Source organism: Methylovirgula sp. (assembly GCF_037200945.1).
Classification (GTDB): Bacteria; Pseudomonadota; Alphaproteobacteria; order Rhizobiales; family Beijerinckiaceae; genus Methylovirgula.
The window spans coordinates 2,306,331-2,323,883 of record NZ_JBBCGP010000001.1; the positions used below are offsets into that span (position 1 = coordinate 2,306,331).

17 protein-coding genes are annotated in these 17,553 nt (G+C 61.6%); 12 read left to right on the forward strand and 5 right to left on the reverse strand.

Annotation, left to right across the window (positions count from 1 at the left end; genetic code table 11):
* The first annotated feature begins 13 nt into the window (after positions 1 to 13).
* Together WDN02_RS11270 and WDN02_RS11275 are read left to right on the forward strand one after the other, a co-directional pair.
* A complete protein-coding gene (locus WDN02_RS11270; protein WP_337293579.1) occupies positions 14 to 376 on the forward strand; it encodes a VOC family protein in 363 nt (120 codons plus the stop codon).
* Between the two features lie 14 nt (positions 377 to 390).
* Positions 391 to 1,029: a flagellar basal body-associated protein FliL gene (locus WDN02_RS11275; RefSeq protein ID WP_337293580.1), complete on the forward strand. Its 639-nt coding sequence runs from the start codon at positions 391 to 393 to the stop codon at positions 1,027 to 1,029.
* Between the two features lie 4 nt (positions 1,030 to 1,033).
* Here the strand turns inward: WDN02_RS11275 and WDN02_RS11280 are convergent, their stop codons facing one another.
* The 3 genes from WDN02_RS11280 to WDN02_RS11290 form a co-directional block, all read right to left on the reverse strand.
* Positions 1,034 to 1,795: an ABC transporter permease gene (locus tag WDN02_RS11280; protein WP_337293581.1), complete on the reverse strand. Its 762-nt coding sequence runs from the start codon at positions 1,793 to 1,795 to the stop codon at positions 1,034 to 1,036.
* Complete coding sequence (locus tag WDN02_RS11285) at positions 1,792 to 2,718, reverse strand: ABC transporter ATP-binding protein (protein WP_337293582.1); 927 nt, start codon at positions 2,716 to 2,718, stop codon at positions 1,792 to 1,794. Before WDN02_RS11285 ends, WDN02_RS11280 begins: the two co-directional genes overlap by 4 nt.
* A gap of 84 nt (positions 2,719 to 2,802) precedes the next feature.
* Positions 2,803 to 4,098: an MFS transporter gene (locus tag WDN02_RS11290; RefSeq protein WP_337293583.1), complete on the reverse strand. Its 1,296-nt coding sequence runs from the start codon at positions 4,096 to 4,098 to the stop codon at positions 2,803 to 2,805.
* A 69-nt stretch (positions 4,099 to 4,167) separates the two neighbouring features.
* Between WDN02_RS11290 and WDN02_RS11295 the strand changes: the two genes are divergently transcribed.
* From WDN02_RS11295 to WDN02_RS11320, 6 genes are all read left to right on the forward strand, one after another.
* Entirely contained in the window at positions 4,168 to 4,764 is a 597-nt protein-coding gene (locus WDN02_RS11295; protein ID WP_337293584.1) for a TetR/AcrR family transcriptional regulator, read from the forward strand.
* A gap of 75 nt (positions 4,765 to 4,839) precedes the next feature.
* Positions 4,840 to 5,274, forward strand: a complete 435-nt coding sequence (locus tag WDN02_RS11300; RefSeq protein ID WP_337293585.1) for a cupin domain-containing protein — start codon at positions 4,840 to 4,842, stop codon at positions 5,272 to 5,274.
* 145 nt (positions 5,275 to 5,419) lie between these two features.
* Positions 5,420 to 6,493, forward strand: a complete 1,074-nt coding sequence (gene recA, locus WDN02_RS11305; protein WP_337293586.1) for a recombinase RecA — start codon at positions 5,420 to 5,422, stop codon at positions 6,491 to 6,493.
* Between the two features lie 136 nt (positions 6,494 to 6,629).
* Positions 6,630 to 9,308 (forward strand): alanine--tRNA ligase, encoded by a 2,679-nt coding sequence (alaS, locus tag WDN02_RS11310; protein WP_337293587.1) that lies wholly within the window; start codon positions 6,630 to 6,632, stop codon positions 9,306 to 9,308.
* A gap of 174 nt (positions 9,309 to 9,482) precedes the next feature.
* A complete protein-coding gene (locus WDN02_RS11315; RefSeq protein WP_337294925.1) occupies positions 9,483 to 9,644 on the forward strand; it encodes a DUF1328 domain-containing protein in 162 nt (53 codons plus the stop codon).
* A gap of 102 nt (positions 9,645 to 9,746) precedes the next feature.
* A complete protein-coding gene (locus tag WDN02_RS11320; protein WP_337293588.1) occupies positions 9,747 to 10,232 on the forward strand; it encodes a phasin family protein in 486 nt (161 codons plus the stop codon).
* 8 nt (positions 10,233 to 10,240) lie between these two features.
* On the opposite strand, the gene WDN02_RS11325 is transcribed toward WDN02_RS11320, so the two are convergent.
* Complete coding sequence (locus tag WDN02_RS11325; protein ID WP_337293589.1) at positions 10,241 to 10,708, reverse strand: PH domain-containing protein; 468 nt, start codon at positions 10,706 to 10,708, stop codon at positions 10,241 to 10,243.
* A gap of 215 nt (positions 10,709 to 10,923) precedes the next feature.
* Between WDN02_RS11325 and WDN02_RS11330 the strand changes: the two genes are divergently transcribed.
* Genes WDN02_RS11330 through WDN02_RS11340 form a run of 3 tightly spaced genes read left to right on the forward strand, consistent with a single transcriptional unit; the run spans position 10,924 to position 15,649 of the window.
* Positions 10,924 to 11,925: a MoxR family ATPase gene (locus WDN02_RS11330; protein WP_337293590.1), complete on the forward strand. Its 1,002-nt coding sequence runs from the start codon at positions 10,924 to 10,926 to the stop codon at positions 11,923 to 11,925.
* A gap of 2 nt (positions 11,926 to 11,927) precedes the next feature.
* On the forward strand, positions 11,928 to 12,857 hold the full coding sequence (locus tag WDN02_RS11335; RefSeq protein WP_337293591.1) for a DUF58 domain-containing protein: 930 nt from the start codon (positions 11,928 to 11,930) through the stop codon (positions 12,855 to 12,857).
* Entirely contained in the window at positions 12,857 to 15,649 is a 2,793-nt protein-coding gene (locus tag WDN02_RS11340; protein ID WP_337293592.1) for a DUF4159 domain-containing protein, read from the forward strand. The genes WDN02_RS11335 and WDN02_RS11340 overlap by 1 nt, the downstream gene beginning before the upstream one ends.
* Before the next feature lie 16 nt (positions 15,650 to 15,665).
* On the opposite strand, the gene WDN02_RS11345 is transcribed toward WDN02_RS11340, so the two are convergent.
* A complete protein-coding gene (locus WDN02_RS11345; protein ID WP_337293593.1) occupies positions 15,666 to 16,619 on the reverse strand; it encodes a GlxA family transcriptional regulator in 954 nt (317 codons plus the stop codon).
* A gap of 115 nt (positions 16,620 to 16,734) precedes the next feature.
* Between WDN02_RS11345 and WDN02_RS11350 the strand changes: the two genes are divergently transcribed.
* Entirely contained in the window at positions 16,735 to 17,553 is an 819-nt protein-coding gene (locus WDN02_RS11350; RefSeq protein WP_337293594.1) for an SDR family oxidoreductase, read from the forward strand.

Genomic DNA, 17,553 nt, shown 5'->3' on the forward strand with positions numbered 1-17,553 from the left:
CAGAGGCTCAAGCATGTTCGATCATATCGGCATCCACACAAACCAGTTCGACGCCTTGATCTCTTTCTACGAGGCGGCTTTGGCGCCGCTCGGCTACGGTAAGCTCGCAAGCTTCGAAGACGCCGCGGCGTTCGGAACCGACAAACCGGCACTGTGGATTGGCACCGTCGAGGCAAAGCCCGTCGGCATCCACATCGCGCTGTCCGCTGCCAACCCGGCTGCGGTCGATCGCTTTTATGCCGCCGCAATTGCCGCGGGCGGCAAAGACAACGGAGCGCCCGGGCCGCGTCCGGATTATGCGCCGGGCTATTACGCCGCTTTCATTATCGACCCGGATGGCAACAATCTCGAAGCCGTCCACCGGCAACCTGCTTGAACACGGAACTGTCGATGCCAAAATTTGCAATGCCGACATTCAAAATTCTCGCCGCTTTTGCTGTCGCGCTCTGTCTCTGCGGCGGCCCCGCGCTTGCGCGCCATCATCACCATCATCACTACGACGATGATAACGCAGCCGTTGCCTCGGGCCTCGCCGGGGATACGTTGCTGATCGTGCGCCACGCCGAAAAGCCCGACGGCGAAGGCAATCCCGGGCTTGCGCCCGCGGGCGAAGCGCGTGCCAAGGCTTACGCCGATTATTTTGCGCATTTGCAGATCGACGGCGCGCCGGTGAAGATCGGCACGATCATCGCCTCCTCGGATTCCGAGAACAGCGCGCGTCCGCGCCTGACCGTCACGCCATTCAGTCAGGCCAGCGGCATCAAGATCGAGCAGCCGTTTCCCGACAAGGAGGTGAAGGCGCTCGCGCATTGGCTCGCGGCCGGCACGCCCAATCGCACCATTCTTATTGCCTGGCATCACGGAAAGCTGCCGAAACTGTTGCGCGAACTCGGCGCAGACAGCGAGGATCTCGTTCCGGGCGGCGTGTGGCCGGAGGATACTTACAATTGGCTGATCGTGCTCAAATACGACAGCGACGGCAATCTTTCGGAAGCCAAGAAAATCGTCGAGCCCGCGTTTGCAAATTGAGTAACTATGACTTCAGCCGGTAGCCTGTCTTGAAGATCCAGACCACAATGCCGAGGCAGAGCACGAGAAACAGCAACGTCATGCCAAGGCTGATGCCGACGTTGATGTCGGAAAGGCCATAGAAGCTCCAGCGGAACCCGCTGATGAGATAGACCACCGGATTGATCAAGGTGACGTTGCGCCAGAACGGCGGCAACATATCGATCGAGTAAAAACTGCCGCCAAGAAACGTGAGCGGTGTCACGACCAGAAGCGGGATCAATTGCAGCTTTTCGAAGCTGTCCGCCCAGATGCCGATAACGAAGCCAAACAGGCTGAATGTAACGCTGGTGAGCACCAGAAACGCCAACATCCAGAACGGATGCAGGATATGGATGTTGATGAAAAGGGCCGCGGTGGCGAGCGTCAGCAGGCCGAGAACGATTGATTTCGACGCTGACGCGCCGACGTAGCCGATGACGATCTCAACGGCCGAGACCGGCGCCGACAAAATCTCGTAGATCGTTCCGACGAAGCGCGGAAAATAGATGCCGAACGAGGCGTTGCTGATGCTCTGCGTCAACAGGTTGAGCATGATCAGGCCCGGCACGATGAAGGCACCGTAGCTCACGCCGCCGACATGCGAGATACGCGAGCCGATCGCCGAGCCGAAGACCACGAAATAGAGCGCCGTCGACAGGATCGGCGAGACGATGCTCTGCAGCAGGGTGCGCCGCGTGCGCGACATCTCGTAGACGTAGATCGCCCGGATCGCCTGGAAATTCATGCTGTCTTTCCGATGAGGCTGACGAAAATATCTTCGAGCGAACTCTGCTCGGTGCGCAGGTCGCTGACTTCGACGCCAGCCGTGCGCAAACTGTCAAACAGTGCCGCGACAGGCGCGGCGCCGCCGTCTTCGCTGTAGGTATAAGTCAACTCACGGCCGTCGTCTGAAAGGCTCAGCGGATAGGCTTGCAGCGAAGCGGGCAGGGCGGCGAGCGGGGCGGCGAGCATGAGCGTCAGCTTTTTCTTGCCGAGCTTCAGCATCAGCCGATTTTTGTCTTCGACGAGAATCAACTCGCCCTGCCGGATGACGCCGACGCGATCGGCCATCTCCTCGGCTTCTTCGAGATAATGCGTGGTGAGGATGATCGTCGTGCCGGCAGCGCGCAGTTTGCGCACCAGATCCCACATGCCACGGCGCAATTCGACATCGACGCCGGCTGTCGGTTCGTCGAGGAAAAGGATATCGGGCTGATGCGACAAAGCCTTGGCGATCATCATGCGCCGCTTCATGCCGCCGGAGAGGGTGCGCGCCTGGCTATCCTTGCGGTCCCAGAGCGAGAGATCGCGCAGCAGACTTTCTAGATAGGCGTCGTCCGGCGCCTTGCCGAAGAGGCCGCGGCTGAGCTTGACCGTCGCCCACACACTCTCAAAGAAATCGATGGTCAATTCCTGCGGCACAAGGCCGATCATCGCGCGGGCGGCACGGAAATCGCGAATGATGTCGTGACCCGCCGCGGTGATCGTGCCGGCGGTGGGCGTGACGATGCCGCAGATGATGCTGATCAGGGTCGTCTTGCCCGCGCCGTTGGGGCCGAGCAGGGCGAAAATCTCGCCCTTGCCGATCTCAAGGCTCACGTCCTTCAGCGCCGCGCGGCCGCCGGAATAGGTTTTCGAAAGATGGCTGACGGAGATGATGGGCGACATGGGCCGGATGGATGGCGGGTGGGCGACTCGGGGGCCGCTTTTAGAGCATCGCCCCCCCAAGTGGAAATCGGATTTGCGTCCGGCCTATTCGCCCGCCTCCAAAGCGCCGGCAAACTGCGGCGCAACCTTTTGTTTTTCGATCATGAGTGACAGAAATGCCGCGGCGAGGCCGGTTGCGCCGGCGATGACGAACGCCTCTAGATAGCTGCCTTGCGCGGTACGGATAAGCCCCGCGAGCAGAGCCGCGGTCGCCGCGCCAAGCTGATGGCCGGCGACAACCCAGCCGAAGATGATCGGCGCGTTCTTGTCGCCGAACTTTTCATTGGCGATGCGCACGGTTGGGGGCACCGTCGCGATCCAATCGAGGCCATAAAAAGCCGCGAACAGCGACAGGCTCACGAACGAGAAGTTCGAATAGGGCAGATAGATCAGCGATAGACCCCGCAGCCCGTAATAAACGAACAGCAGTTTGCGCGGATCGTAGCGATCGGTCAGCCAGCCTGAAAACGTCGTGCCGAAAATATCGAAAATGCCCATCATCGCCAGCAGGCCGGCGGCGTGGACTTCGGCGATGCCGTTGTCGCCGCAGAAGGCAATGAGATGCGTACCGACGAGTCCGTTGGTCGTGAAGCCGCAGATGAAGAATGTCGCGAACAGAAACCAAAAGGTTCGTGTCCGTGCCGCCATCGCCAGATCGCCGAGCGCGACAGTGAAAGGATTATGCGCAGGGGCCGATGCGGCTAGCTCGTCCTCGGTCGCCCCGTAGCGCCGTAAGCCGATCGCCGCCGGACTTTCGGGAACGAGGAACGCGATCAACGGAATGAGCGCGAGGGCGCAGCCCGCGATCGTCAGGACCACCGGCTTCCAGCCGCCCCAGGCGGCGAGGCCCGCGAGGCCAGGCAGGAAGATGAGCGTTCCGGTCGACATGCTCGCTGTCAGCAGGCCCATGATCAGGCCGCGATGCGTCGCAAACCAGCGGTTGACGATCGTGGCGGCCAACACATTGGCGACGACGCCAGAGCCGAGGCCGGAGAGCACGCCCCATGTCAGAAAGAGCTGCCATTGCGCATTCATGAATACGCTGACGCCTGCCGCCAAAGCCATCAGGACAATGGCTGCGAGCACCGTTCGGCGCAGGCCGAATTGCTGCATGGCTGCGGCGGCAAAGGGACCTGTGAGGCCATAAAGGAAAATGCCGAGGGCGGCGGCGGCCGAAACTGTGCCGGCGCTCCAGCCGAACGCTTTTTGCCAGGGCAGCAGTAACACACCAGGCGTCGCGCGCAGGCCCGCCGCGGCGAGCAGGGCGAGGAAGATCGCGGCGACGACAACGAAGACGTAGTTCTGGCCGAAGGGATAACTTGTTCGAGTGCGCATATTCATGTTACTGATCGGTATGTGTCGGGCTTAATACGTACCGAGCGGTAACATTGTCAAGTCATGTTGGACCGGATGAGCGCACAGGCGGACAAATCGAGACGTAAAGCCGGTGGCATTCCACGCGCGGCCGACCGTATCCGCGTCTCGGCCCGCGAATTATTTTATCGCGAGGGCATCCGCGCCGTCGGCGTGGATGAGATCGTCCATCGCGCCGGCGTCACCAAGCCGAGCCTCTATCGCAGCTTTGCCTCCAAGGACGAACTCGCGGCCGCCTATCTGCGCGACTACGATCGCGATTTCTGGGAAAGGTTCGAGCGCCCGCGCGGGAAGACTTACGCCGACCCGCGCCAACAGGTTCTCGCCTATATCGCTGAACTGGCGGGGCGGGCGGTCGGGCGCGGCTATCGTGGCTGCGGGCTCAGCAACGCCGCGATCGAATATCCGACGCCTGACCATCCCGCCCGCAAGGTGGCGGAAGCGCACAAGAAAGCGGTGCGCCAGCGTCTACGCGACCTTGCCGCGGCGATGGGCGCACGCGAGCCGGATGTCCTCGGCGACAGCCTGCTTCTGCTGATCGAGGGCATCTATGGCTCCGGCCAGCAGTCGGAAGACGGCCCGGCGCAGTCCGCCGTCGCGGCGGCAGAACGTCTCATCGACAGTTTCACATAGGGCCGTGAACAGTCGGGCGCGGATACATAGATATGAGGCGTTCCGAGCCCGCCCATCACCGGAGTCCAAAGCGCGATGGATGAAAAAGCTTATAATTTCTTCGATCTGGCAGAAATCAAAGCTCGCTTTCCTGATCGTGCCGAGTCGATGATTGTCGATGCCTACCTGTCGGACCACGAGTCTGCGAGTTCGCGGTTGTTCCGGCTCTATCATCCGATCCCACGTCACCTTCACGAGACCTGCGACGAGCATCTCGTTTTGCTCGATGGCGAGGTCGATTTCGCCATTGCCGACGAACCGCCGCGCCGGCTTCGCGCGGGGCAGATGGTGACCTTTCTGCGCAACATTGTGCATGGGATTCAGCCGGTAGAAGGTGGGGCACCCGCCGTTTTCTTCACTGTCGATACGCCGCGCCGGGCGCCCGGCGACGTGCATTTCGTCGATTCCGCCGAGTCCAAGGGACGGCGTTTCGTGACCCACCTTGCCAGCTATGAAGCGCGATCGGCGTGAAGTGTCGATAAATGGGAGGAAAGAACAAAAAAAGAACTTGGTGAGAAGGAACAAATAGCGTACATTTCTCGGCGCAGGCGGAAGCGTCGCCGCCGCGCAAACACATTGCACTTGTCCGCACGCCCGTGTCAGAAGGAATCATTCGATGAGCCAAGCGAATCTTCGCCTTGTGGAAGGAACATCCGTGGACAAGACCAAGGCGCTCGACGCCGCCGTCTCTCAAATCGAGCGCGCGTTTGGCAAAGGCTCGATCATGCGCCTCGGCAAGAGCCCGGTGGTCGAGATCGAGACGATTTCGACGGGGTCGCTCGGGCTCGATATCGCGCTTGGCGTTGGCGGTCTGCCGCGCGGCCGGGTCGTCGAGATTTATGGCCCGGAATCTTCCGGCAAGACGACGCTGACGCTGCATGTCATCGCCGAGGCCCAGAAGGCCGGCGGCGTCTGCGCCTTCATCGATGCCGAACATGCGCTCGATCCGATCTATGCCCGCAAACTTGGCGTCAATCTCGACGATCTGTTGATCTCGCAGCCCGATACGGGCGAACAGGCGCTTGAAATTACCGATACTCTGGTTCGCTCCGGCTCGGTTGACGTGCTGGTGATCGATTCGGTTGCCGCCCTCACGCCGCGCGCGGAAATCGACGGCGAGATGGGCGACAGCCAGCCGGGCTTGCAGGCGCGGCTGATGAGCCAGGCGCTACGCAAGCTCACTGCGTCGATCTCCAAGTCAAAAACGATGGTGATTTTCATCAATCAGATTCGCATGAAGATCGGCGTCATGTACGGCAGCCCGGAGACGACGACGGGCGGCAATGCGTTGAAATTCTATGCTTCGGTCCGGCTCGATATCCGCCGCATCGGTTCGATCAAGGAACGCGATGAGGTTGTCGGCAATCAGACCCGCGTGAAAGTGGTGAAGAACAAGGTCGCGCCGCCCTTCAAACAGGTCGAATTCGACATCATGTATGGGGCAGGTATCTCCAAGGTCGGCGAATTGATCGACCTCGGCGTCAAGGCCGGTGTTGTCGAGAAATCCGGCGCCTGGTTCTCTTATGACAGTCAGAGACTTGGCCAGGGCCGTGAAAACGGCAAGACATTTTTGAAAAATAATCCCGAGATCGCCGCTGAAATCGAATTGGCGATTCGCGAAAATTCCGGCCTGATCGCCGAGCGCATTCTCGATCCCGGCGAAACCGAAGAGACCGAACTCGAAGGCTGATCTGCCTCCAGCCTCCTGCATCGACGCCGCGCCGGCGCTCGACAGGGCGGAAGCGGAAAGCTAGAAGACGTGCTCCCCTTTCCGCCTGGATGGCCGCGGCGAATTTTACCGTTCGCCGCGTGCATGGATGCAGATTATGAACGGCGTTAACGAGATCAGGACTGCGTTTCTCGACTATTTCGGCCGCCATGGGCATGAGATCGTCGCGTCCTCTTCGCTCGTTCCGCGCAACGACCCGACGTTGATGTTCACCAATGCGGGCATGGTGCAATTCAAGAACGTCTTCACCGGCATCGAAAAGCGGCCCTATACGCGTGCCGCGACGGCGCAGAAATGCGTTCGCGCCGGCGGCAAGCACAATGATCTCGACAATGTCGGCTATACCGCGCGCCATCACACGTTCTTTGAAATGCTCGGCAATTTTTCCTTCGGCGATTATTTCAAGGCCGAGGCGATCGAGCTTGCCTACAAACTGACGACGCAGGTCTTCGGTCTGCCCAAGGACAAGCTGCTCGTCACCGTCTACCACACTGACGATGAAGCCTTCGATCTTTGGAAGAAGATCGCCGGCTTCCCCGATTCGAAGATCATCCGCATCCCGACCTCCGATAATTTCTGGTCGATGGGTGACACTGGCCCCTGCGGTCCCTGTTCTGAGATTTTCTACGATCAGGGTGACAAGCTTGCCGGTGGTCCACCCGGCAGTCCCGACGAGGATGGCGACCGTTTTCTGGAATTCTGGAATTTGGTCTTCATGCAATATGAGCAGCTCGCGCCCGGCGAGCGCGTGGGCCTGCCGCGGCCTTCCATCGACACCGGCATGGGGCTTGAGCGTATTGCCGCGCTGTTGCAGGGCGTTCAATCGAATTACGATATCGATCTTATGCGCGCCCTGGTGCTTGCCGTCGCGCAAGCCACGGGGGTCGATCCGGATGGACCGCAAAAGGCGAGCCATCGTGTCATCGCCGACCATTTGCGCGCCTCGGCTTTTCTCGTTGCCGATGGCGTTCTGCCGTCGAACGAGGGCCGCGGCTATGTGGTGCGCCGGATCATGCGCCGCGCCATGCGCCATGCGCAGCTACTTGGCGCCCGCGAGCCGGTGATGTGGCGGCTGGTGCCCGTGTTGGTGCGCGAAATGGGGCAGGCCTATCGAGAGCTCATTCGTGCCGAAGCGCTGATTGTCGAGACACTGCGGCTGGAGGAGACGCGCTTTATCAACACATTGGCGCGGGGACTTACGATCCTCGACGAGGAAACGCGCGATCTGCCGAAGGGCGGCGTGTTGCCCGGCGCGGCGGCTTTCAAGCTTTACGACACCTACGGCTTCCCGCTTGATCTGACGCAGGACGCGTTGCGTGGACTCGGCCTTGGCGTCGATGTCGAAGGATTCAACACTGCGATGCAGCAGCAGCGCGCAGACGCGCGCAAGGCCTGGGCGGGCTCGGGCGAGGCTGCGACCGAATCGATCTGGTTTGGGCTGAAAGAACGTGTCGGCGCGACCGACTTCCTTGGCTATGAAACCGAAAGTGCCGAAGGCGTCATCGTCGCACTGCTCAAGGATGGCCGCGAGGTCGAGCGGCTGGCGGCTGGCGAAACCGGGCAGGTAATCCTCAATCAGACGCCGTTCTACGGCGAGTCCGGCGGTCAGGTCGGCGACACAGGGTCGATCCGCGCGTCGAATCTCGGCTTCCGCGTGACCAACACGCACAAGAAGCTCGGCGATCTGTTTGTGCATGACGGCACGGTCGAAAGCGGCCATGCGACCGTCGATCTTTCGGTCGAGCTTGACGTCGATCACAGCCGCCGCGGTGCCGTGCGCGCCAATCATTCCGCGACGCACCTTCTGCATGAGTCACTGCGTCAGGTCCTCGGCGATCACGTCGCGCAAAAGGGCTCGCTCGTCGCGCCGGATCGTCTGCGTTTCGATTTCGCGCACCCAAAGCCCATCTCGGCCGAAGAACTTGCCGAGGTGGAAGACATCGCAAATCGAATCGTGCTGCAAAACGCGCAGGTCGAAACGCGGCTGATGGATGTCGATACGGCGATTGAATCCGGCGCCCGGGCTTTGTTCGGTGAAAAATATGGTGATCAGGTTCGCGTCGTCTCGATGGGCGATCCGCTGGAGACGGCAGACGGCGCTCGCGGCAACGCCGCTTTTTCCATCGAATTGTGCGGCGGCACGCATGTGCGGCGCACGGGCGACATCGGCCTCATCTCGATCATCGCGGAATCGCCGGTCGCGGCGGGCGTGCGCCGCATCGAGGCGAAGACAGGTCTCGCCGCGCGCCATCATTTGAACAGCCAGGCGCAACGCTTTCAGGAAATGGCGCATCTGCTCAAGGCGCCTGAGGACGAGGCCGGTGCGCGACTCGCGCATGTTCTCGACGAACGGCGCAAGCTCGAACGCGAATTGAGCGATACGCGCAAGCGTCTGGCGATGAGCGGCGGCGCTGCGGAAGCGCCAATTGAGGATGTCGGCGGCATCAAGTTCTTCCGCAAAGAGGTTTCCGGCGTCGAAATGAAAGATTTGAAATCGCTGGCGGATGAGGCGAAGCAAAGTCTCGGCTCCGGCGTCGTCGCCATCGTCGGCATCGACGTCGAGGGCAAAGCCGGCGTGGTGGTTGGCGTCACCGATGATCTGACGCCGCGCTTCGATGCGGTGACGCTTGTGCGGGCCGCGGCCGCGAAGCTAGGCGGCAAGGGTGGGGGCGGTCGCCGTGATCTCGCCCAGGCGGGCGGCCCGGATGGCGGCAGCGCGCAAGCGGCTTTGGCAGCCATCGCTGCCGCGTTGCAGCAAACCGCAGACGCCGCGTAACCTTTCGCACGCCACGGCTTATGATCCGGAGCATTGCGGGAACTGCGCGGTGTCGCGAGCCGTTGAAGCTACGCCTCGGTTTTCAGATTTTCTACCGCATGATCCGCGCGGACCCGGGCTCGGCTTCAGCCGACGCGCGATCGGGCGAGGGAGCGCGCGATGAATTTCGGCAACATGCTGTATTGGGCTCTGATCTTTCTTGTTATCGCGATCGTCGCCGGTGTGCTCGGCTTCGGCGGCGTCGCGGGCACGGCGTCGGAAGTCGCTCATGTTCTCTTCTGGATCGCGATCATCCTGTTGATCGTTTCCCTGATCTTTGGCTTGCGGCGGCGATAGCCGCCTAACCAAAGTGCTATCGATCTCCGCTTCGCGATAGGCTAGGCTTCCCAAAAATCCTGACGCCGGGACAACCGGCGTCAGCCCTAGTGGAGGACGCCCATGGAAATTCGCGAACCCAGATCGAAGGCAGGGTCGATCGCCGGCTACTCGCCCGTCAAGTCGCTGCAAGTGCTGGCCGAGGACATCAGTAATATTTCGGCTGCCAACTTCGAGCGCAATAACAAGCTCCTCCATGATCTGCAGGGTGCGCGCACGCTTGAAGATCTGGTTTCGATCCAGACGAAATTCATGGCTTCCATGTTCGAGGCGTTTAACGAACATGTGCAGTTGATGGGCGCGCGCATGGCGGAGATGCGCAGCGATATCGCGGATGCCGGTGGAAACGTGACGACCGCACCGCCGGCCGACATCGCTACCAAAACGGCCTCGGGTCTCAATCACGTGCTCGACGCGGCCAATAATGCAGCGATGGCTAATTTCCAGGCGGGTCAGGAGATCACGCGCTCTGCCTTTGAGGCGGCGGAAAAGGCCGCGGATGCGATCCGCAATGCCGCACTGAATGCGATACCTAAGAGTGGTGAGTAAATGACGCGTCAGCGCGCCGTGATCGCGCTGCGCAATGCGAGCGGATGGGCGACATGATCGAGCTGCTCAAGGCTCGCGCCCGTGCCGCGCACCCGGACGGAACCATAGTCGAGCAGTCGGCCGAGCAAAGGTTGAATGACGTCGACCGATTCGACCTTGTCCATGTTCATTTCGACAGTGTAGCGGCGGATGAAGCCTGTCTTGTAAATCACGCGATTTGTCGTCACCGCGATTTCCGTCATGAAGCTGCGCCACCAGGCGTGAAGCGCGAAAGCGATGGCGATCACGCCAAAAATAAAGGCGAGGCTGAGCGCTGAAAATTTCAGCCCTTGCTGATCGCCCAGAAAATACAACGCGCCTCCACAAAGTCCGGCGAGCAAAGCAAAGAGAATTGCACGGCTGTAGATGATCCAATGCAGATGCCCGTCGAACAGGACTTTCTCGTCGGGCTGAAGAATGTGCGCGAGGTAGCTCATGCGCCACATTAACTCCACGTTATGTTAGGGGCCAAGCTCCGCGATTTATGGTCGCTCAATTGCAGGATAAGATCATGACAATAAGGCATTGTCCTGCCACAAATTTCTTTAATCTACGCCGTTCGGCCTCTCTTTGATCACCCACCGTCAGATTGGTGGTCTTTGCCATCCAAAAGGTCCACAATTATGTTTCCAAGTCCAAGGTGAGATCGCGAATGGCCGAAGCGAATACGACATCTCTCGAAGCCGCTGTATCGCGCGCGGCGGAAACTGCGCTTGACCGGATCGCGGCTGCGCGCGCCGCATTGGGTGCGGTGATCTTCGGTCAGCATCAGGTGATCGAGGAAGCGCTTGTGACATTACTCGCGGGCGGTCACGGTCTGCTCGTCGGCGTGCCCGGACTTGCAAAGACAAAACTCGTCGAAAGCCTCGGCAAGGTTCTTGGCCTTGATGCGCGCCGCGTACAGTTCACGCCAGATTTGATGCCGGCCGACATTCTCGGCTCCGAGGTATTGGAAGAGAGTGCCGACAGGCGCCGCAGCTTTCGTTTTGTGCCGGGGCCGATCTTCGCGCAATTGCTGATGGCCGACGAAATCAATCGCGCCAGCCCGCGCACGCAATCAGCGCTGCTTCAGGCGATGCAGGAACATCATGTCTCCGTCGCCGGCGAGCGGCATGATCTCCCCAATCCCTTTCACGTTCTCGCGACGCAAAATCCGCTTGAGCAGGAAGGCACCTATCCTTTGCCAGAGGCGCAGCTCGATCGCTTCCTGATGCAGATCGATGTGCCTTATCCCGATCGCGCGGCGGAAAAGCAGATTCTCATCGAGACGACAGGCGACAAGGATCAGGAAGCACGCCAGGCGATGACGACCGACGATCTCCTCACGACGCAACGTCTCGTGCGGCGCCTGCCGGTGGGAGAGCAGGTTGTGGAAGCGATCCTTGATCTCGTTCGCTCCGCCCGGCCGGGCGAAGGCGACAAGACGCTGACGCAGCATATCGCCTGGGGCCCGGGGCCGCGCGCCGCGCAATCGCTGATGCTTGCGATCCGGGCGCGGGCACTTGTCGATGGCCGCCTTTCGCCGTCGCTGAGCGATGTCTTGGCTCTCGCTGAGCCGGTGTTGAAGCATCGTATGGCACTGACCTTCGCCGCGCGTGCCGAGGGCGAGACTATCCCCGGCATCATTGCGAAATTGACTCAGAAGCTGACCTGAGCATGAGCGATCTGCGCCTGCTTGATCGCGCCGAGCAGCGAGTTTCCGCTTCCACCGAAGGCGGCGCGCTCGCTTTGGCCGCCAAGCTTCCGAGTCTGATTGTCGCCGCGAAGGAAGTCGCCGCGAGCGTCACGCATGGGATGCACGGGCGCCGTCGCGCGGGTATCGGCGAAACATTCTGGCAGTTTCGTCCCTTTGTCGCCGGCGAATCGACGACAGGCATCGATTGGCGCCGGTCGGCGCGCGACGATCGGATCTATATCCGCGAACGCGAATGGGAAGCGGCGCACAGTGTGGCGATCTGGATCGATCGTTCGCCATCAATGGGTTTCATCTCCAATCTCGCGCGTCAATCGAAGAGCGACCGCGCGCTCGTCCTCGGCCTCGCAGCGGCCGATCTGCTGGTGCGCGGCGGTGAACGAGTGAGCCTTCTCGGCCTGACGCGACCGCTGGCGTCGCGCAGCATCGTCGCGCAATTCGCCGAGGCTATGATCGCTGAAGAACGTGCTGCCGGCTATCAGGCGGCTGAGCTGGCGCCCAATCTCATGCTGCCGCCGCGCTCGCATGCGCTGCTGATTTCCGATTTCTTGAGCGAGCCCGCGCAGATCGCCGCGCGTATCAAGGCGCTCGCTGCACGCGGCGCGCATGGATATCTGGTGATGATCGCTGATCCCGCCGAAGAGACATTTCCCTTCGCCGGCCACACGGAATTTCTCGACGTTGATTCCTCGTCGCGGCTGCGTGTCGGGCAGGCGGAGAGTTTCCGCCGCGACTACATCGCCCGTCTCGCCGCGCATCGCGAGGCGATACGGCAGGCCGCGCATCAACTCGGCTGGACGCTTCTGCTGCATCGGACGGATCGTCCAGCCTCCGAGGCTTTGCTGGCGCTGCGGCTGCGGCTCGATGCTGACATCGCGGGGATGGCGCGCTGATGTTCGGGCTGCCGCTGGTTTTCGCTTTCCCCGCCGTTTTGCTCGCGCTCGCCAGCTTGCCGGTGCTGTATTATCTGCTGCGCGTTACGCCGCCGAACCCAAATCGCGTGCCGTTCCCGCCGCTGCGGCTTATTCTTGATCTGCAGCCGCAGGATGAGACGGCGGCGCGCACGCCCTGGTGGCTCTTGTTGCTGCGGCTGGCCATAGCGGCGGCGCTCATTCTCGCGATGGCGGGTCCGGTGCTCAATCCGTTGCCTACGGGCGCAGGCGGCAAGGCGCCCTTGCTTGTCGTGATTGATGATGGCTGGGCGGCGGCGCCGTCCTGGGACACACGGCAGGCCGCGGCGTCCGAGCGGATCGAAGCCGCGGGTCGCAGTGGCGAGCTTGTTGCGGTGGCGGCGGTGTCTGATGCGGGCCGTGAGATCGTTCTTAGCGATGCCACTCATGCCGTCGAGCGGCTGCGCGCGATCAAGCCGTTGCCCTATATGCCCGATCATCTCGCTTTGCTCATTCCGATCAAGAAGCTGGTCGATGCCGCGCCGAAGACGCAGATCGTCTGGATTGCCGATGGGCTCGCCGGGGGTCACGCGCGCGAATTCGCGGAGAAGCTTGCGAGGCTTGGCGCTCGCATCACGTTGGTGACAAGTCCCCAGGCGATCCGCGCGCTGGCCGGCCCCGAGAATCGGAGCGATGGCCTGAAAATCCGCGTCCTGCGCGCGTCGGCCGGGGGTGTCTCACAAGGCATTGTCCGCGCGCTTGATCCAAAAGGCCTTGCCATCGGCGAGACACGTTTTGAATTCTCCAAGGCTTCCTTGGAAACCAAAGCCAGCTTCGACCTGCCGGTCGATCTGCGCAACGACATCGCCCGGCTGGAAATCCTCGACGAACGTTCTGCCGGCGCGGTGTCCTTGCTCGATGCGCGTTGGAAGCGGCGCACGGTCGCCATCGTCAGCGACGAGACGGCGGATGTCTCGCTGCCGCTGCTGGCGCCGAATTATTATCTGCACAAAGCGCTGGCGCCCTTCGCCGATGTGCGCGAGGCGACACCCGGAACGCCGGATCCGATCGGCGTTCTGCTAGATCAGCATCCAGCGGTCATGATTCTTGCCGATGTCGGCACGCTCTCCGACACGGACTACGCGCGCCTGAAGCAATTCGTCGATGACGGCGGGCTGCTTCTGCGTTTCGCCGGCACGCGGCTCGCGGCGGGGTCTGATGGATTGGTGCCGGTACGGCTGCGGCGTGGTGGCCGCGTGCTGGGCGGCGCTCTGTCTTGGGAGACGCCCAAGCGGCTCGCGCCGTTCGATACGCAAAGTCCCTTCCTCGGGCTGGCGACGCCGAAAGATGTGACCGTGCGCCGTCAGGTGCTCGCCGAGCCCGATGCCGATGTGCCGGGGAAGACCTGGGCGCATCTCGTCGACGGCACGCCGCTTGTCACCGCCGCGCACGAAGGCAAAGGCATGATTGTGCTCTTCCATGTGACGGCGGATACGACCTGGTCGAACCTGCCGATCTCCGGCCTGTTCGTGGATATGCTGCGCAAGATCGTCGATCTCTCGACCGTGCTTACGAAACCGGACGCAACCAACGCCGGCAATGAGAAGGTGGAAAGCGTGCCGCCGACGAGCATCCTCGACGGGTTCGGCGTGCTCGGGGCGCCGCCGCCGACCGCAAAGCCGGTGCCGATCAATTTCGAAGGCGCTGCGACCGCTGACCACCCACCAGGCTTTTACGGACCGCCGGATCAATTGCTGGCCGTCAATGCCTTGCGCGCGACAGAGACATTGCAGGCAGCTGACTATTCCGGCCTCGGCTTCGCGCAAGAGGCTTTGCGGCAGGCGGCGCCGACTGATTTGCGGCCGATTCTATTGGCAATCGCGTTCTTGCTGTTCATCGCCGATTCGCTGGCCTCGCTGTGGCTTTCGGGCGGCCTGTCGCGCCGGTTTGGCCGTGCTGCTGCGGCGATCGTCGTCATCGGCGTGGCCGCGAGCCTCGGGCCTGTCTCGCATCTCAGGGCTGCCCCCCGCGCGGACGCGCCCTTGTCGCAAAGCGATCTGCAATCGGCGCTCAATACGCGGCTCGCCTATGTCATCAGCGGCGATCCGGATGTTGATGGCGAGAGCAAAGCAGGCCTCACAACCCTCTCGCAGGTTCTGGCGCAGCGTACGTCGCTCATTCCCGGCACGCCGGTCGGAGTCGATCCGGCGCATGACGAACTGGCCTTTTATCCGATGCTCTATTGGCCGATCGTCGCCGACCGGCCGCAGCCGTCCGCCGCAGCAATCGCCAAGGTCGCCGCTTATATGAAACAGGGCGGCACGATCATCTTCGATACCCGCGACGCCTTGACGGCGCATACTGACGGACCGCCGACGCCGGAGACATTGTGGCTGCGCCAGCTCCTGCATGGCGTCGATGTTCCGCAACTGGAACCGATCCCGCCGGATCACGTCGTCACCAAGACGTTTTATCTCATCGATGGTTTCGTCGGCCGTTATGAGACAGGGCAGACCTGGATCGAAGCGTTGCCGCCGCCAAATCCTGCCGATGGACAACGCCCGGCGCGCGCCGGCGATGGCGTTTCACCGATTCTCATCACTGCGAACGATCTCGCGGCCGGGTGGGCGGCCGACGACAACGGCGACAGCCTTTATGCGCTGATGCCGGGCGGCACGCGCCAGCATGAGTTGGCGCTACGCGGCGGCGTCAATCTCGTCATGTACACGCTGACCGGCAATTATAAGACCGATCAGGTGCATGTCCGCGATCTGCTGGAACGGCTGGCGCATTAGCCGGAAGGATCGAGTATCAGCCGAGGTGGTCGATCGCCTCGTGTCGTGCGTTGCGGCGCAGGACTTGCGGAGGTTCTCCGAAGGCGCGCAAGAAGGCACGCCGCATATGGTCGCGGTCGCTGAATCCCGTTTGGCGTGCGACGATATCGATGGGATGTCGGCTCTGTTCCATGAGATTCCGCGCAGCCTCGACCCGCAAATTTTCAATCGCCTTCGCCGGCGACTGACCTGTTTCGGCGTGGAACGCCCGGCTGAACTGCCGGGGGCTGAGATGAGCCACATCCGCAAGCTCCGGAACGGTCAGCGGCTTGTGAAGATTCTCCCGAGCGTAGGCTAGCGTCGTCTGGATGCGATCTGATTTCGGCGACAACTCCAGGAGCGTGGAGAACTGCGACTGACCACCGCCGCGGCGGTGGTAGATGACAAGCTTGCGGGCTACGGATTTCGCAAGCTCGGGGCCGAGATCATTTTCGATTAGTGCTAGGCCGAGGTCGATGCCGGCCGTCATGCCGGCGGAAGTCCAGATTGGGCCGTCGTTTATGAAGATCCGGTCTTCATCCATCTTCACTTTCGGAAATTGCCTCTGCAGTTCCCGTGCGTGAAGCCAATGGGTCGTGGCGTGCCGTCCGTCCAATAGACCTGCTTCCGCGAGCACGAACGCTCCTGTGCAAACCGCGGCGATGCGCTTATGCCGTTTTTGAGCGTCTTTCACGAAGGCGATTAATCCCGGCGTCGACGGTGAGGGAATCGTCGCGCCGCCGACAACAAGGGTATCGAACGGCCTTTCGCTGAAAGCCTCGCTGTCGAGCGTCATGCCGGACGAAGTTTCGACGCGGCCGCCGGCCTCGGAAACGAAGTGCAAATCGTAGGGTGGGTCGTCGGCAATCATGTTGGCGACCTCAAAAGCCGTGACGACGGCCAGCGCCATCACGGAATAGCCCGGATATACGACGAACGCGATGTCACGCATGACGGATGTCTCATGTGTCCTAAATCACCGCTTATATGACATTTGAGACGCGACGATGCAAGCGTATCTCTTCTTTGCAGGCTCGGTTCCGAGCGACCATAGAAGGAGTACATCCATGAGCAGTTCCTCCCCCAAGGGCGCCGCCCTCATCACCGGGGCATCGTCAGGCATCGGCGCTGTCTACGCCGATCGTCTGGCCAAGCGCGGCTATGACCTCATTCTCGTGGCACGAAACGAACAACGGCTGAACGCCGTCGCAGGCCGGCTTCGCGGGGAGACTGGCCGTCAGGTTACGGTGCTGCCCGCCGACCTGAATGACAAGGTAAGCCTTGCGAAAGTTGAGGCGGTGCTGCGGGACGACCCGAGCATCACTATGCTCGTAAACAATGCCGGCGTCGGCTCCGTCGCGTCGATCCTGCGAGCTGACGTCGACAAGATGGCGGCGATGATCGAGCTGAACATCACGGCTCTGACTCGTCTAACCTACGCGGTTGCGCCCGTATTCGCGGCGCGCGGTGCCGGTACGATCATCAATATCGCTTCGGTCGTCGGCATCGCCGTAGAGGCTTTGAATGGCGTCTATAGTGCTTCGAAATCCTATGTCCTGAGTTTCGGACATTCGTTGCAGAAGGATCTGGCTGAAAAGGGCGTTCGCGTACAGACGGTCCTTCCCGGTGCAACAGCAACAGAGTTTTGGGACGTCGCCGGCTACGCGCCGCAGAAAACCTCCGAGATCACCATGTCGGCCGAGGATTGCGTCGATGCGGCATTAGCCGGCCTCGACGCCGGCGAACAGGTCACCATCCCCGGCCTTCATGAAGGTGAACTATGGACGCGCTGGGAGGCGGAACGCCGAGAACTTTCGACGAAGTTCGGAAACGCTAAACCCGCTCCTCGTTACAGGGCGGCAGCGGATAGCGTCGGCGCCGCGTAA

Excerpts from the sequence above, each read along its gene's own strand:
- WDN02_RS11320 (WP_337293588.1), top strand. The coding sequence starts at position 9,747 with ATGGAAATTCGCGAACCCAGATCGAAGGCAGGGTCGATCGCCGGCTAC.
- WDN02_RS11325 (WP_337293589.1), bottom strand. The coding sequence starts at position 10,708 with ATGAGCTACCTCGCGCACATTCTTCAGCCCGACGAGAAAGTCCTGTTC.
- WDN02_RS11315 (WP_337294925.1), top strand. The coding sequence starts at position 9,483 with ATGCTGTATTGGGCTCTGATCTTTCTTGTTATCGCGATCGTCGCCGGT.
- WDN02_RS11270 (WP_337293579.1), top strand. The coding sequence starts at position 14 with ATGTTCGATCATATCGGCATCCACACAAACCAGTTCGACGCCTTGATC.
- WDN02_RS11275 (WP_337293580.1), top strand. The coding sequence starts at position 391 with ATGCCAAAATTTGCAATGCCGACATTCAAAATTCTCGCCGCTTTTGCT.
- WDN02_RS11350 (WP_337293594.1), top strand. The coding sequence starts at position 16,735 with ATGAGCAGTTCCTCCCCCAAGGGCGCCGCCCTCATCACCGGGGCATCG.
- WDN02_RS11285 (WP_337293582.1), bottom strand. The coding sequence starts at position 2,718 with ATGTCGCCCATCATCTCCGTCAGCCATCTTTCGAAAACCTATTCCGGC.
- WDN02_RS11300 (WP_337293585.1), top strand. The coding sequence starts at position 4,840 with ATGGATGAAAAAGCTTATAATTTCTTCGATCTGGCAGAAATCAAAGCT.
- alaS (WP_337293587.1), top strand. The coding sequence starts at position 6,630 with ATGAACGGCGTTAACGAGATCAGGACTGCGTTTCTCGACTATTTCGGC.
- WDN02_RS11290 (WP_337293583.1), bottom strand. The coding sequence starts at position 4,098 with ATGAATATGCGCACTCGAACAAGTTATCCCTTCGGCCAGAACTACGTC.
- WDN02_RS11295 (WP_337293584.1), top strand. The coding sequence starts at position 4,168 with ATGAGCGCACAGGCGGACAAATCGAGACGTAAAGCCGGTGGCATTCCA.
- WDN02_RS11280 (WP_337293581.1), bottom strand. The coding sequence starts at position 1,795 with ATGAATTTCCAGGCGATCCGGGCGATCTACGTCTACGAGATGTCGCGC.
- WDN02_RS11345 (WP_337293593.1), bottom strand. The coding sequence starts at position 16,619 with ATGCGTGACATCGCGTTCGTCGTATATCCGGGCTATTCCGTGATGGCG.
- WDN02_RS11330 (WP_337293590.1), top strand. The coding sequence starts at position 10,924 with ATGGCCGAAGCGAATACGACATCTCTCGAAGCCGCTGTATCGCGCGCG.
- WDN02_RS11335 (WP_337293591.1), top strand. The coding sequence starts at position 11,928 with ATGAGCGATCTGCGCCTGCTTGATCGCGCCGAGCAGCGAGTTTCCGCT.
- recA (WP_337293586.1), top strand. The coding sequence starts at position 5,420 with ATGAGCCAAGCGAATCTTCGCCTTGTGGAAGGAACATCCGTGGACAAG.
- WDN02_RS11340 (WP_337293592.1), top strand. The coding sequence starts at position 12,857 with ATGTTCGGGCTGCCGCTGGTTTTCGCTTTCCCCGCCGTTTTGCTCGCG.